Source organism: Roseivivax isoporae LMG 25204, assembly GCF_000521865.1.
GTDB classification, from domain to species: Bacteria; Pseudomonadota; Alphaproteobacteria; order Rhodobacterales; family Rhodobacteraceae; genus Roseivivax; species Roseivivax isoporae.
This window is the reverse complement of record NZ_JAME01000025.1, coordinates 15,205-29,479: the sequence shown is the minus strand read 5'-3', so window position 1 is coordinate 29,479 and position 14,275 is coordinate 15,205. Positions and strand designations below refer to the sequence as shown.

Sequence of the window (14,275 nt, the reverse complement as noted above, 5' to 3'; positions counted from 1 at the left end):
AAGACGGAACCGCCCTTCCCGAAACCCGATGGACAGGAGCATGCCCATGCCGACCGTCGCAGTGACCGACGCAACCTTCGACGACGAAGTGAAGAACGCAGATATCCCCGTCGTGGTGGATTTCTGGGCCGAATGGTGCGGCCCGTGCAAGCAGATCGGCCCCGCGCTCGAGGAGCTCGCCGCCGAGTACGACGGCAAGATCAAGGTCGCCAAGGTGGATGTCGACCAGAACCCGAACACCGCGGCCGCCATGGGCGTGCGTGGCATTCCGGCGCTCTTCATCTTCAAGGACGGCCAGGTCGTCTCGAACCGGGCCGGCGCCGCGCCGAAGGCGGCGCTCAAGGGCTGGATCGACGACTCGATCTGATCCCGCGCTCCATGCGTGACAGGGGCCCCGCGGCACGCCGCGGGGCCCTTTGCGTTCCGGGGCGGCTTTCCGCCGGATGCGCGCGCGTCCGGCCGCCACCGGGAACACTGCCGCAAGGCGGGTGTTTGTCCGCGATACTCAACCGAAAGGAACGGTCTCATGGACGCAGGCTTCATCGTGCCTGTCCTGGCACTCATCACCCTCTTCGCCGGCATCGCCTTCGCCATCTGGACGAAGGAAAGCACCGAGAAGGCCCGCCGCGATCCGAACCACCCGCACAGCGGGCTGGCGGCGGACGGCCCCACCTACCCGCAGGGCAAGGGGCCCGTGGCCACGCACAGCGTCGCGCCAGCCGACGAGCCGCGCCGCGACTGAGAGCGCTGCGGCGTCGCGCCCGGACCTGGGCGCGGCGCCGGTCCCGTCAGCCGAAGGCGCGGGCTGCAAGCCGCATGAGCCCGGCCAGGCGGCGATGCTCGGCAAGCGTCATGCGCCGCTCTTCCGGCAGCGTCTGCCAGTCGACCAGGATCCGCATCCGGCACAGGAACCCGATCGACGGATCGTCCGGTCCGACCAGGTCGTAGCCCGCGAAGAACCCCGTCAGGTCGACCCCCGGCAGGGGGCCCTCACACGCCGCGTCGGGCGCGCGCAGCGCGCCGTAGTGGACCGCGAGCCGCGCGATGTCGTGGCCGACGGGAACGGCCTTGACGGGGCGCGGATCAAGACCCGACGCCGCCGTCCCGTCGACCATCAGGTTGCGCAGGTTCAGGTCGCCGTGACCCTCGGAGGACACGGTCTCCCGCCCCTCGTAATCCCTCGACATGGCAGCGAGCGCCCGCGTGGCGCGGAGCCATGCCTCGAGGCGCGGCACCGTGCGCCTGCCCGTCGCGGCCTCGTCCGCGAGCCGCGTCAGGTGCGCCACCGAGTGGTGGGGCCGGAACATCCGCCGCTCGTCGAACCCGGCCCGGTGCAGCCTCGCGACCCAGGCGCCCGCCACCGCGAGCAGCGCCGCATGATCCGCCGCGCGCCGTCCCAGCGCCTCGTGCAGCGTCACCCCCTCGACCCATTCGATCACGACTGCCTGCGCGGCCGCATCGACGGCGAGGATCCGCGGGAACCCGTCCGGGAACCGCGCGCCGGCCTGCATCAGCGCCTCGATCTCGGCCAGGAACGCCGCCGGGTCGACAGGGCGTGACACGTGTTTCAGCGCGACCGACCGCGCGCCGTCCCGCACCCGCCAGACGTTGCGCGCGCGGGCGCGGTCGTCGCGCCGCGAGACCAGCTCGAACCGCCAGCCGGCGGCCGGCAGCCCCGCCTCGCGCGCGAGCTTCGGCCAGCATCCGGCAAGGTCTGCGGGGATCGGGGTGTCGGTCATGGCGGCTCCGGCCGGGATGGCGGCGCCATGCGATCCGGTTGCGCCGCTCCTGTCCAGCCCCCATATGGCGGCAGACCGAAGACAGGAGGGCCTCATGGCCGAAGACGCATTCCCCGGCTGGCACGGCACCACGATCGTCGGTGTCCGCAAGGGCGGCCGGGTGGTGGTCGCGGGTGACGGGCAGGTGAGCCTCGGACAGACCGTCATCAAGGGATCCGCGCGCAAGGTGCGCCGGCTGTCCCCGGGAGGCTCGGACGTGGTCGCGGGCTTCGCGGGCTCGACCGCCGACGCCTTCGCGCTGCTCGAGCGGCTCGAGACCAAGCTCGAGGCGACCCCGGGCCAGCTGCAGCGCGCCTGCGTCGAGCTCGCCAAGGACTGGCGCACCGACAAGTATCTGCAGAAGCTCGAGGCGATGCTGATCGTCACCGACGGCGCCGAGCTCTACGTGGTCACCGGCGCGGGCGACGTGCTCGAACCCGAGGACGGGATCGCCGCGATCGGCTCGGGCGGCAATTTCGCGCTCGCCGCGGCACGCGCGATGATCGACACCGACATGGACGCGGGCACCATCGCCCGCCGCGCGATGGAAATCGCCGCCGGCATCTGCGTCTACACCAACGGCAATCTCACGGTCGAGGAGATCGGCGGCTGACGGCCCCGCGCCGCATGCCCTGCCTCTCTCGGGGTCCGCGCGAGGACGCGGCCCCGCCGACCACACACGAGAAGGACACGCCATGACCGACCTCACCCCGCGCGAGATCGTCTCGGAACTCGACCGCTTCATCATCGGGCAGCAGGATGCCAAGCGCGCCGTCGCGGTGGCGCTCCGGAACCGCTGGCGGCGCCGCCAGCTGCCCGACGACATCCGCGAGGAGGTCTATCCGAAGAACATCCTGATGATCGGCCCCACCGGCGTCGGCAAGACCGAGATCTCGCGCCGGCTGGCCAAGCTCGCGCGCGCGCCCTTCGTCAAGGTCGAGGCGACCAAGTTCACCGAGGTGGGCTATGTCGGCCGCGACGTGGAGCAGATCGTGCGCGACCTGATGGACGCGGCCATGGCGATGACGCGCGAGCAGATGCGCGAGAACGTCAAGGGCGCTGCCCACAAGGCCGCGGAGGATCGCGTGATCGCGGCCATCGCCGGCGACGGCGCGCGCGACTCGACGCGCGAGATGTTCCGCAAGAAGCTCAAGTCCGGCGAACTCGACGACACGATGATCGAACTCGACGTCGCCGACACCTCGAGCCCCTTCCCGACGATGGAGATCCCGGGTCAGCCGGGGCAGGGCGGCATGGGCATGATGAACATCGGCGACCTCTTCGGAAAGGCCTTCGGCGGGCGCACCACGCGCAAGCGGCTCAGCGTCGCCGAAAGCTACGAGGTCCTGATCCAGGAGGAAGCGGACAAGCTGCTCGACGACGAGACGGTCAAGCACGCCGCGCTCGAAGCGGTGCAGGAGAACGGCATCGTCTTCATCGACGAGATCGACAAGGTCTGCGCGCGCACCGACGCGCGCGGCGGCGACGTGTCCCGCGAGGGCGTGCAGCGCGACCTGCTGCCGCTGATCGAGGGCACGACGGTGTCGACCAAGCATGGACCGGTCAAGACCGACCACATCCTCTTCATTGCATCGGGCGCCTTCCACATCGCCAAGCCCTCGGACCTGCTGCCCGAACTGCAGGGCCGGCTGCCGATCCGGGTGAACCTGCGCGCGCTGACCGAGGAGGATTTCGTCCGCATCCTGACCGAGACCGACAACGCGCTGACACGGCAGTACACGGCCCTCATGAAGACCGAGGAGGTCGCCGTCGACTTCACGGCCGACGGGATCGCGGCGCTCGCCCGCATCGCCGCCGAGGTCAACGGCTCGGTCGAGAACATCGGGGCGCGGCGGCTCTATACCGTCATGGAACGGGTCTTCGAGGAGCTGTCCTTCGAGGCGCCGGACCGCGCGGGGCAGACCATCACGGTCGACGCGGACTTCGTGGAGACGCATCTGGGCGATCTCAGCCGGTCGAGCGACCTGTCGCGCTACGTGCTCTGAGCCGCGGCTGCGGCCGCGGCCACGGACCCGAACGAAAGACGCCCCGCGCCGGTCCGGCCGCGGGGCGTCGTCGTTCGGGACGGACGGCGGGATGGCCCGTCAGGCCATCCACCACCGTTCGGCGAGGCGCGAATTGTCCATCTGCCAGAGATTGCCGATGGTGTCGGGCGTCGCGATCTTGTTCGACACGGCCTGCACCCAGTTCGCGAACATCGGGATGATCACGCCACCCTCATCGCGCAGGATCTGCTGCATCTCGCCGTACATCTCGCGGCGCAGCCCGGAATCGAGCGTCGCGCGGGCCTCGATCAGCAGCTGTTGGAAACGCGCGTTGTCCTCGGCATCCCACTGGCTGTCGTTCCAGGGCACGCCTTCCTCGTAGGCGTTCGAAAACATCCAGTCCTCGGTGGCGCGGCCCGACCAGTAGCTGGCGCACCACGGCTTCTTGATCCAGACGTTCGACCAGTAGCCGTCCGCGGGCTCCTGCACGACGTTGATGTTGATGCCGCCCGACGCCGCCGAGGCCTGGTAGAGCTGCGCGGCATCGACCGCGCCTTCGAAGGCGGCCGAGGAGGCCGAGAGGTTCACGTCGATCGAGTCGAGCCCGGCCTGCTTGAGGTAGTAGCGCGCCTTTTCGGGGTCGTAGGGGATCGGCTCGAGGTCGGCCATGTACTGGTTCGCGGGGCCGATCGGGCTGTCCGCGGCGACCGAGCCGTGGCCGAAGAGGATCTTGTCCAGCATCTCCTGCCGGTTGATGCCGTGCTTCAGCGCCCGCCGGACATTCGGGTCGTCGAAGGGCGCGGAGTTGGTCAGCATCGGGAAGGTGTAGTGCTGGTTGCCCGTCACCTCCTGGATGCGCACCGCGGGGTTCGCACGCAGCAGCTGCTCGGTCTTGAAGTCGATGCGATTGATCGCATCCACCTGCCCGGTCAGGAGCGCGTTCATCCGGGCGGTGTTGTCGTTGATCGCGATGTACTCGATCTCGTCGAACCAGCCCGCCTGGCCGTCCTTGTAGTGGCTGTCGACGCGGGTGCCGACGAAGCGCACGCCGGGATCGAAGCTCTGCACGCGGTAGAGCCCGGTGCCGATGCCCTGCGCGATCGCCTCTTCGATCTGGCCGGCGGGGTAGATCAGCAGGTGGTAGTCGGACATCAGGTAGGGGAAGTCCGCATTGCCCTCGGCAAGCGTGAACTGCACCTGGTGTTCCGAGAGCTTCTTCATCTCGGTAATGGGCGACACGAGCGGCGCCGCGCCGGATTTCGCGCCCTCGGCCACGTGCAGCTGCAGCGACTCGATCACGTCGTCGGCGCCGAACGGCTTGCCGTTGTGGAAGCTCACGCCCTGCCGCAGGTTGAAGGTCCAGACCTTGGCATCGGCCGAGGCCTCCCAGTCTGTGGCGAGCTCGCCCACGAGGCTGCCGTCGGCGGCCACCTCGGTCAGGCTGTCGAACACCCCGCCCTGTCCCGCGGAGACCATGAAGACGTCCGAATGGGTGCGTCCGTCCCAGCTGTCCGAGGTGTTGGCGCCGGAAAGGCCCACCACCAGCCGGCCGCCGCGGCGGGCCTCCTGCGCGCGGATCGGCAGGCCCGAGGCCGCCAGCACGCCTGCCGCGGCACCGCTGCGCAGAAGCCCGCGTCTGGAAATGCGTGTCATGTCCAAGTCTCCCTTGTCGGTCCTTCGCGGGACGGGGGTCCCGCCTTCGTGCGGCCCGTTGGCCGGGCCTTCATCCGTTCATCCGGTCGATCGCGGCGTCGCCGAGGTTCTCGCGGCCCCGCTCCTCGAGGAGGGTGGTCAGCCAGTCGGGATCCATCTCGGGCACCGAGCTGAGCAGGAGGTCGGTGTAGGGGTGGTGCGGCGGCGTGAACATCTGCCGCTTGTCGCCCTGTTCCACCACTTCCCCGTCCTTCATCACCACGACCTCGTCCGCGATGGCGCGGACCGTCGCCAGATCGTGTGTAATGAACATGTATGACAGTTTGCGCTCATCCTGAAGGCGTGCCAACAGCTTGAGGATGCCTTCCGCGACAAGTTGATCGAGCGCCGAGGTCACCTCGTCGCAGATGATGAACCGCGGTTCCGCGGCGAGCGCCCGCGCGATGCCCACGCGCTGCTTCTGCCCGCCGGACAGTTCGGAGGGCAGTCGGTCGATGAACTGCGATGCCGGCAGCTCGATCTCGTCGAGAAGCTGTTCGACCCGTCGGCGCCGCTCGCGTCCGCGCAGCCCCATGTAGAACTCGATCGGCCGGCCGAGGATCTCGCCCACCGTCTTGCGCGGATTGAGCGCGGTGTCGGCCATCTGGTAGATCATCTGCACCTGCCGCAGCTGGTCCTTGCTGCGGCGCCGGTAATCCGGCGGCAGGTCCTCGCCCTCGAGCCGGATCGTGCCCTTCACCGGCGGCAGGAGCCCCGTGATGCAGCGCGCGGTGGTCGACTTGCCCGATCCGCTCTCGCCCACCACGGCCACGGTGCGCCCCTCGTGGATGTCGAAGCTCACGTCGTGCAGGACGCGCGTGTCGCCGTAGGCCGCATCGATCCCCCGCACCGAGATGACCGGAACCGCGTCCGCCGCCGGCGCGGGTTTTTCCGGCCGCTCGAAGCTGCGCACCGCCCAGAGCGAGCGGGTATAATCCTCCTGCGGGGACTCGAGCATCTCGCGCGTCGGCGCCTCCTCGACCTCGTCGCCCCGGAGCAGCACCTTGATGCGGTCGGCCATCTGCGCCACCACGGCGAGGTCGTGGGTGATGTAGATCGCCGCGGTGCCGAACTGGTCGACGATGTCGCGGATCGCGGCCAGCACCTCGATCTGCGTCGTGACGTCGAGCGCGGTGGTTGGCTCGTCGAAGATGATGAGGTCCGGCCGGCAGGACATGGCCATCGCCGTCATCGCCCGCTGCAGCTGCCCGCCCGACACCTGGTGAGGGTAGCGAAAGCCGATCTCGTCTGGGTTGGGCAGGCGCAGCCGCTCGTAGAGCCGCATCGCGTCCTCCTCGCTTTCGCGTTCGGACATGAGGCCGTGCTGCACGGGCGCTTCGGTGTGCTGGTCGATGATGCGGTGGGCAGGGTTGAAGCTCGCGGCGGCCGATTGCGCGACATAGGCGATGCGCTTGCCCAGGAGACGCCGTTTCTCCGCGAGCGGCGCGTTCACGAGGTCGATGCCGTCGAACTCGACCGTGCCGCCCGAGATGCGCACGCCATCGCGGGTGAACCCCATGGCAGCGAGGCCGAGCGTCGACTTGCCGGCGCCGGATTCGCCGATGAGGCCCAGAACCTCGCCGCGCCCGAGGTCCAGATCGATGCCGTTGACGATGGGATGCCACGTCTCGTCCGCGCGGCCCTCGAGCCTCAGGTCGCGGATCTTCAGGAGGTGGTCGGCCATGCGGTCAGTCCTTCAATCCCGAGGAGCGGTGCAGCATCCAGTCGACGACGAAGTTCACCGCCACGGTCAAGAGCGCGATCGCGCCCGCGGCCATCAGCGGCAGCGCGGCGGCAAGCGGGGAGAACGCGGCGAAGTTGATGAACTGCGCGAGGTCGCGCACCATCGTTCCCCAGTCCGCGAGGGGCGGCTGGATGCCGACGCCCAGGAAGGACAGCGCCGCGATGGTCAGGAATACGAAGCAGAAGCGCAGCCCGAACTCGGCCAGGAGCGGTGCGGTGGCGTTGGGCAGGATCTCGCGGAAGATGAGGTAGCCCAGGCCCTCGCCGCGCAGCTTCGCCGCCTCGATGTAGTCCATGACGACGATCGACTGCCCGACCGCGCGCGCCAGCCGGAAGACGCGGGTCGAATCGATCACCGCGATGATGATCACCATGTAGAGCGTGAGCTGCCATTGCTGGTTGCCCGCCCAGGCGCTTGCGATCGTCATGAGCAGGAGCGCGAAGATCAGCGACGGGATCGCCATCAGCACGTCGACCGCGCGCGCCAGCAGGTTGTCGAGCCAGCCGCCGATGGTCGCGGCCAGGAAACCCAGCGACCCGCCGAGGAAGAACGCGATGCAGGTGGTGGCAAAGGCGATGCCCACGGTGTTCTGTGCACCGTAGATCAGACGCGACATCAGGTCCCGGCCGATCTGGTCGGTGCCGAGCGGGTGCGCCGGATCGCCGCCTGTCGCCGGGTCGCCGCCGGGCAGCATGTTGACGGCACCCACCACCTCGGACTGGCCGTAGGGCGCGAGGATGTCCGCGAAGATCGCGGTCACCGCGTAGAGGAGGATCGTCAGCAGCCCGAACGCGGCGGTCAGCGGCATCTGGCGGAACGCCTTGCGCGTTGCCTCGGTGCCCACGTGCCGTCCGGCGAGGCGGAAGAGGAAGGCCGCCGCGGTCGCCATCGCGAAGAACTGCACCGCCCAGCGGAAGAACACCGCGCCCGGCTGGACCCACAGCCAGACGCCGCCGGCCAAGGCGGCCGCGGCCAGGACGTAGCCGAACGCCACGGCAAAGGTCATGTCGCGGAAGGCGGGCGCGCCCGCGGTCGCGGCACGCCCCGCGGCGCGAAGGGCATAGGCCGCGAGCAGAAGCGTCGCAAGCGCGGCGAGGGCCCAGAGCCAGACGTTCATCTCGGATGCCTCAGGCGGGGATTCGACAGGATCGACAGGATGTCGGCCACGAGGTTCAGGACGATGTAGGCCGCCGCGAAGATCAGGCAGCAGGCCTGCACCACCGGGATGTCGCGCGTCTTGACCGCGTCGACGAAGAGCTGGCCGATGCCCGGGTAGACGAACACCACCTCGACCACCACGACCCCGGTGATGAGGTAGGCGAGGTTGATGGCGATGACGTTGATGATCGGGGCCAGCGCGTTCGGCAGCGCGTGCCGCACGATGACCCGCATCGGTGTCATGCCCTTGAGCCGCGCCATCTCGATATAGGGCGAGGCGAGCAGGTTGATGATCGCCGCGCGCGTCATCCGCATCATGTGCGCGGTCACCACCAGCGTCAGCGTCAGCGCCGGCAGCAGGGAACGCTCCAGCCGTTCGCCGAGGCTCATGCCCGCGTAGATGTTCGACAACGACGGCAGGATCGGGTTCAGCACCGCAAGGAACAGGATCAGCACGTAGGCGAGGAAGAACTCGGGGCTCGAGATCGAGGTCAGCGCGAAGACGTTCGTGCCCTTGTCGAAGACGGTGTTGCGGTAGAGCGCCGCGAGGATGCCGAGGCCGACCGCGAAGGGCACCGCGATGGCGGCGGTCACGCCGGCAAGGAACATGGTGTTGGCGAAGCGCGGCGCGATCTGCTGCAGGACGGTGGTGCCGCCGGCCGCGTCCGCGCCCACGAAGCTCGCGAAGTTCGCCTGCGCGAAGGATCGGCCGAGGTCGCCCTGCAGCGCACCGCCGAGCCACTCGAAGTAGCGCAGCACGACCGGCCGATCGAGCCCGAGGTCGCGCCGGATCGCTTCCGTCGCCTCGGGCGTCGCGCCCTGGCCGAGGATGACCTGGGCGAAGTCGCCGGGCAGCATGTTCACCGCGGCAAAGATGATGATGGAGACGACGAAGAGGGTCAGGAGGCCCAGAAGCAGCCTCTGGAGGATGATCGCGAATACGTTCGGCACGTCTTTTCGTCTTGCTGTGTCGCCACTCGTAAAGTCACCCTGCCCGACGGGCGCCGACATGCGGGTCCCGCCCCGGACGCAGGGCGCAGCGAACGGTAGTCGACACCCGAAGATTGTAAAGAAGAATGTCGAAAACCGACATCATCATGTCGTCAGTGAGCAAGCTCATCCATGATTCGCACCAGCTCCGCGCTGATCCCCGGCTCGGACAGGGCATGACCCGCGTTCCGGATCATGCGCAGCTCGGCCGCGGGCCAGCGCCGCGCCAGCTGCCAGGCGCGCACCGGCGGGCAGATCATGTCGTAGCGGCCCTGCACGATCACGCCCGGGATGCCCGCCAGCGTGTCGACATTGTCGAGGATCCAGCCGTCGTGGTCGAGAAAGCCGCGATTCGTGAAATAGTGGTTCTCGAGCCGCGCGAAAGCCCGCGCGTAGTCGCCCGGCGCCTCGCCGCCGTGACCCGAGGAATGCACCGAGGCGAGCGCGTTCTCCCACGCCGACCACGCGCGCGCGAACTTCGTTTCGATCCTGAGATCGCCGGAAAAGAGCCGCCGATGATAGGCCGCGATCAGGTCGTCGCGCTCGTCCGCGGGCACGAGGTCGGTGAATCGCGCCCATGTCTCGGGCCAGAAGAGACCGGCACCGCCGCCGTAGAACCAGTCGAGCTCGGCCTGCGTCATCAGGAAGACGCCGCGCAGGACGAGGTGCGTCACCGACTCGGGGTGCGAGATCGCGTAGATCAGCGACAGCGTCGCGCCCCACGACCCGCCGAAGACGATGGCCGGGCCAAGCGACAGCTCCTTGCGGATGCGCTCGATGTCGCACACGAGGTGCCATGTGGTGTTGTGCGAGACGCTCGCATGCGGCCGCGACCGGCCGCAGCCACGCTGGTCGAAGAGGATCACGCGGTAGACGCGGGGGTCGAAGTAGCGCCGCATCGCCGGGGAACAGCCGCCGCCCGGGCCGCCATGCAGCACGATGACCGGCGTGCCGCGGGGGTTGCCGCATTGTTCGACATAGATGCTGTGCCCGTCCCCCACGTCGAGCATCCGCTGGTCGAACGGGTCGAGCGGAGGGTAGAGGTATTGCACCGCGCGTTTTTGACCGAGGTCTTTGTCCATGCCCAAGCTATATGAGAGAAGGTGAGGGCATGGCCATGGGAATTTCTGACAGATGAGCGACACGAGCATCGATCCGGCCGAGGTCGCCAAGTTCGAGGCGATGGCCCAGGACTGGTGGGACCCGGACGGCGCCGCGCGGCCGCTGCACGCGATGAATCCCTGCCGGCTTGACTACATCGCCGACCAGATCGCCGGCGAATTCGCCCGCGACCGCGCCGCGTCGCGCCCCTTCGAGGGGCTGAGCGTGCTCGACGTGGGCTGCGGCGGTGGCCTGCTCTGCGAACCGCTGGCGCGGCTCGGCGCGGCGGTCACCGGGATCGACGCGGCCGCGGGCAACGTCGCCGCGGCGCGCGCCCACGCCGAGATGTCGGGGCTGTCCATCCAGTATCGCGCCATCACGGCCGAGGCGCTCGCGGCCGAGGGGAGGCGCTTCGACGTCGTCCTCGCGATGGAGATCGTGGAGCACGTGGCCGATCCAGCCACCTTCCTCGCCGACCTCGCGCGGCTCGTGCGGCCTGGCGGGCTTCTCGTCGCGTCGACGCTCAATCGCACCGGAAAGAGCTTCGCCGCCGCCATCGTGGGCGCGGAGTGGATCCTGCGCTGGCTGCCGCGCGGCACCCATGACTGGCGGCGCTTCCTCACGCCGGACGAGCTCGAGGGCCTGATGGCGGCAGGCGGGCTCGATCCCGTGGACCGCAAGGGCATGGTGCCGGACATCGTCGCCGGCACCTGGCGGCTGTCGCCGCGGGACCTGTCGGTGAACTACGTGGTGACCGCGCTCCGCCGCTGAGGCGCGGTCAGGCCGCGGCGGTCAGCAGGCCCTCGGCCCGAAGCCGCGCGAGCCACCCCTCGGGCCCCTCGAAAAGATGCGTCTGCCAGCCGCGCGCGGCCGCCACGGCGATGTTGTCCGCCCGGTCGTCGGTGAAGAGCAGTTGCCCGGGCGGCACCCCGCAATCTTCCTCCAGCGCCGCGTAGATGTCGTGATCGGGCTTCGCCATGCCCATGTGGCCCGAGATGTAGCGGCGGTCGAATTCCGCGAGGAACGGATATTCGGGTTCGGCCACCGCGAAGGTGCCGACGCCGAAATTCGACAGCGCGAAGACCGGCACGCCCGCGTCCCGCAGCCCGCGCAGCGCGGCGACCGATTGCGGGATCGCCGGGCCGGCGAGCCGCAGCCACGAATCGTGCCAGAGCCGGATCTCGTCTGCCCAGTCCGGGTGTCTGTCGGCGCAGGCCATGACCGTCTCGCGGAAGTCGCCGCCGCGGTCGATGGCGTCGTTCATCGTGTGCAGGTCGACCTCCGCGAACAGCGCCTCGCGCCGCGCGCGGCCGATCACCGCGTCGTAGTGCCGTTCCGGCTGCCATTCGATCAGGACGTTCCCGATGTCGAAGACGACTGCCCCGATGGTCATGCCTACCCCTCTTTCCGCTGTGTCTCTCGCACCGCCGCGCGCATCTCGCGCTCGAGCGCGTCGAGGAAACGCGCCTTGTCCGCCTTTGTAAACCCGCGTCCGCCCCCCTGCCGGAACGGATCGGCCGCGCGCAGGTCGGCGGCAAGGTCGCGCATCGCCAGCGCCTGGCCGGCATTGGCCCCGGTGATCGCCTCGCCGTTGGGCTTCAGCACCCGGGCGCCCGATGCGACGCAGCGCGCGGCGAGAGGGATGTCCTGCGTGATGACCACGTCGCCCGGTCCGGCGCGGTCGGCGATCCACATGTCCGCCACGTCGGCACCCTCGGACACGACGACGATCTCGACCAGCGGGTTGCGCGAGGGGCGGATGCCGCCGTTCGACACCATCCGCACCGGCACCCGGTGTCGCGTCGCCACCCGCTCGGCCTCGTCCCGGACCGGGCAGGCGTCGGCGTCGACGTAGAGGACGCTCACCCGTAGAGCGCCTCGGCGTGGAACGACACGTGGTCCTCCATGAAGGTGGAGATGAAGAAGTAGCTGTGGTCGTAGCCCTTCTGAACGCGGAACTGGCCTTCCTGACGGCGCGCGGCCATCGCCTCGGCCAGCGCCTCGGGCTTGAGCAGGTCGAGGAAGTTGTCGCTGTCGCCTTGGTCGATGAGGATCGGCCCGTCGAAGCCCTTCTCGCGCATCAGCAGCGTCGAATCGTGCGGCGCCCAGGTCGAGGTATCGGCGCCCAGATAGGCCCCGAGCTGCTTCTTGCCCCAGTCGCTCTGGGTCGGATGCGCGATGGGCGCAAAGGCCGACACCGACCGGAACCGCTCGGGGTGGTGCATGGCGATGGTCAGCGCGCCGTGTCCGCCCATGGAATGGCCGCAGATCGACTGGCGGTCCATGTCGAGCGGGAAATGCTCGGCCAGCATCTTGGGCAGGTCGTCGGTGATATAGTCCCACATCCGGAAATGCTTGGCCCAGGGGTCCTGGGTCGCGTTCACGTAGAATCCCGCGCCCTTGCCCAGGTCGTAGGCCTCGTCGTCGGCGACGCCGTCGCCGCGCGGGCTCGTGTCGGGAAAAACGATGGCGATGCCCTGCTCGGCGCACCATGCCTGAGCGCCCGCCTTGGTCATGGCGTTCTCGTGCGTGCAGGTCAGCCCCGAGAGGTACCACAGCAGCGGGACCGGCGCGGTCTTCGCCTCTTCGGGCAGGTAGAGGCCGAAGGTCATGTCGCAGCCGCAGGCGGCCGAGGCGTGCCGGTAGACCCCCTGCGTGCCGCCGTAGGAGCGGTTCTCGGATACGGTTTCCATGGCGTCGGTCTCTCCTGTCCGTTCGCGGTCGTTGCGCCAAGGCGTGCCCGATGCCGGCCGCGCGCGCAACCTCGACGATTGGCGGTTTCGCGTCGGCCTCAGACCTGGACGAGCGCGATGACCGCCGAGACGGTCAGGATCGACAGCGCGGTCGAGATCAGGATCGATGCCGACACGCGCTGCGGCGCGATCCCGTAGTGCTGCGCCAGGATGAACACGTTGCCCGCGACCGGCAGCGCCGCGGCCGAAACCGCCACCGCCGCCTTGTAGGGATCGGTCGGGAAGAACACGTAGGCGCCCGCGGCGACGAGCGCCGGATGCAGCACCAGCTTGCAGAAGGACAGCCAGCCCGCGATCGTCAGCCGCTCGGCCGATTTCGACGCCAGCGAGGCGCCGATCGCGAAGAGCGCGCCGGGCGTCGCGGCGTCACCGAGGATCGACAGGAACTCGTTCACCGGTCCGGGCACGGGCAGCGCCAGTCCCGACACGGCGAGCCCAAGCACGATCGAGACGATCATCGGGTTCTTCAAGAGCCCCATGCCCACGGTCCCGAGAACCGCGGCCGACATGCGCCCGTCGCGCGACCCGGTCACGAGGATCACGAGCAGCGAGGAGAACACGATGAGGTCGATGGCGAGGATCAGGATGATCGGCCCGACCGCCGCCTGCCCCAGCAGCAGCGCCAGCATCGGCACGCCCAGAAACCCGGTATTGCCGATGGCCGCGCACTGGGCCTCGATGGCCGCGACCTCGGTGGACTGGTTGCGCCAGTAGGCGACGCCGAGCGCGATGCCGTAGACGAAGGCCGTGCCCCAGAGGTAGGCCGCGGCGAGGCGCGCATCGAAGATGTCGGCGATGGACAGGTTCGCCGAGAAGCGGAACAGCATCGCCGAGAGCGCAAAGTAGAAGACGAACTTGGTGAGGTAGGCGGTCGCCTCCTCGCTGAAGAAGCGCGTGCGCCCGGCGCCGTAGCCGAGGCCGATCAATGCGAAGAAGGGCAATGTCTTGAGAAAAATCTCGAGCATGTGCGCCTTGGTAGCAGCCTTTCCCGGCCGGTCAATCGGCAAGGGACGCGTGTGCTGCGCGGCGCGGCGAGGCTGCCGCACCGCGCAG

Annotated in this window: 15 protein-coding genes; 5 read left to right on the top strand and 10 right to left on the bottom strand. The window is 69.1% G+C overall.

The genetic code is table 11. The features are described 5' to 3' along the window. Positions 1 to 46 precede the first annotated feature (46 nt). Positions 47 to 367, top strand: a complete 321-nt coding sequence (trxA, locus tag RISW2_RS15590; protein WP_043773006.1) for a thioredoxin — start codon at positions 47 to 49, stop codon at positions 365 to 367. Positions 368 to 526: 159 nt separating this feature from the next. Continuing rightward, positions 527 to 742, top strand: a complete 216-nt coding sequence (locus RISW2_RS15585) for a hypothetical protein (protein WP_043773005.1) — start codon at positions 527 to 529, stop codon at positions 740 to 742. 46 nt (positions 743 to 788) lie between these two features. Here RISW2_RS15585 and RISW2_RS15580 read toward each other — a convergent pair whose 3' ends face one another. Further along, positions 789 to 1,739, bottom strand: coding sequence for a phosphotransferase (locus RISW2_RS15580; protein ID WP_051492081.1), 951 nt, complete (start codon positions 1,737 to 1,739; stop codon positions 789 to 791). 94 nt (positions 1,740 to 1,833) lie between these two features. On the opposite strand from RISW2_RS15580, the gene hslV reads away from it, so the two are divergent. Together hslV and hslU are read left to right on the top strand one after the other, a co-directional pair. After that, entirely contained in the window at positions 1,834 to 2,391 is a 558-nt protein-coding gene (gene hslV, locus RISW2_RS15575; RefSeq protein ID WP_043773003.1) for an ATP-dependent protease subunit HslV, read from the top strand. An 82-nt stretch (positions 2,392 to 2,473) separates the two neighbouring features. Then, positions 2,474 to 3,784, top strand: coding sequence for an ATP-dependent protease ATPase subunit HslU (hslU, locus tag RISW2_RS15570; protein ID WP_043773001.1), 1,311 nt, complete (start codon positions 2,474 to 2,476; stop codon positions 3,782 to 3,784). Positions 3,785 to 3,883: 99 nt separating this feature from the next. On the opposite strand, the gene RISW2_RS15565 is transcribed toward hslU, so the two are convergent. The 5 genes from RISW2_RS15565 to pip form a co-directional block, all read right to left on the bottom strand. After that, positions 3,884 to 5,437 (bottom strand): ABC transporter substrate-binding protein, encoded by a 1,554-nt coding sequence (locus tag RISW2_RS15565; protein ID WP_043772999.1) that lies wholly within the window; start codon positions 5,435 to 5,437, stop codon positions 3,884 to 3,886. 70 nt (positions 5,438 to 5,507) lie between these two features. Next, the gene (locus RISW2_RS15560) at positions 5,508 to 7,160 is read right to left on the bottom strand and encodes an ABC transporter ATP-binding protein (RefSeq protein ID WP_043772997.1); all 1,653 of its coding nucleotides are present in this window, start codon (positions 7,158 to 7,160) and stop codon (positions 5,508 to 5,510) included. A 4-nt stretch (positions 7,161 to 7,164) separates the two neighbouring features. After that, the gene (locus RISW2_RS15555) at positions 7,165 to 8,337 is read right to left on the bottom strand and encodes an ABC transporter permease (protein WP_051492080.1); all 1,173 of its coding nucleotides are present in this window, start codon (positions 8,335 to 8,337) and stop codon (positions 7,165 to 7,167) included. Further along, positions 8,334 to 9,329, bottom strand: a complete 996-nt coding sequence (locus tag RISW2_RS15550) for an ABC transporter permease (protein WP_043772995.1) — start codon at positions 9,327 to 9,329, stop codon at positions 8,334 to 8,336. The genes RISW2_RS15555 and RISW2_RS15550 overlap by 4 nt, the downstream gene beginning before the upstream one ends. A gap of 152 nt (positions 9,330 to 9,481) precedes the next feature. Then, positions 9,482 to 10,450, bottom strand: coding sequence for a prolyl aminopeptidase (gene pip, locus RISW2_RS15545; RefSeq protein WP_043772993.1), 969 nt, complete (start codon positions 10,448 to 10,450; stop codon positions 9,482 to 9,484). A 52-nt stretch (positions 10,451 to 10,502) separates the two neighbouring features. Between pip and ubiG the strand changes: the two genes are divergently transcribed. Continuing rightward, positions 10,503 to 11,240 carry a bifunctional 2-polyprenyl-6-hydroxyphenol methylase/3-demethylubiquinol 3-O-methyltransferase UbiG gene (gene ubiG, locus RISW2_RS15540; protein ID WP_043772990.1) on the top strand — a complete coding sequence of 246 codons (738 nt, stop codon included), beginning with the start codon at positions 10,503 to 10,505 and terminating at the stop codon, positions 11,238 to 11,240. A 7-nt stretch (positions 11,241 to 11,247) separates the two neighbouring features. On the opposite strand, the gene RISW2_RS15535 is transcribed toward ubiG, so the two are convergent. From RISW2_RS15535 to RISW2_RS15520, 4 genes are all read right to left on the bottom strand, one after another. Next, complete coding sequence (locus RISW2_RS15535) at positions 11,248 to 11,862, bottom strand: HAD family hydrolase (protein WP_043772989.1); 615 nt, start codon at positions 11,860 to 11,862, stop codon at positions 11,248 to 11,250. 2 nt (positions 11,863 to 11,864) lie between these two features. Continuing rightward, complete coding sequence (locus tag RISW2_RS15530) at positions 11,865 to 12,335, bottom strand: YaiI/YqxD family protein (protein WP_043772987.1); 471 nt, start codon at positions 12,333 to 12,335, stop codon at positions 11,865 to 11,867. After that, the gene (gene fghA, locus RISW2_RS15525) at positions 12,332 to 13,162 is read right to left on the bottom strand and encodes an S-formylglutathione hydrolase (protein WP_043772985.1); all 831 of its coding nucleotides are present in this window, start codon (positions 13,160 to 13,162) and stop codon (positions 12,332 to 12,334) included. Before fghA ends, RISW2_RS15530 begins: the two co-directional genes overlap by 4 nt. 98 nt (positions 13,163 to 13,260) lie before the next feature. After that, positions 13,261 to 14,187 (bottom strand): AEC family transporter, encoded by a 927-nt coding sequence (locus tag RISW2_RS15520; RefSeq protein WP_043772983.1) that lies wholly within the window; start codon positions 14,185 to 14,187, stop codon positions 13,261 to 13,263. Positions 14,188 to 14,275: the final 88 nt, after the last annotated feature.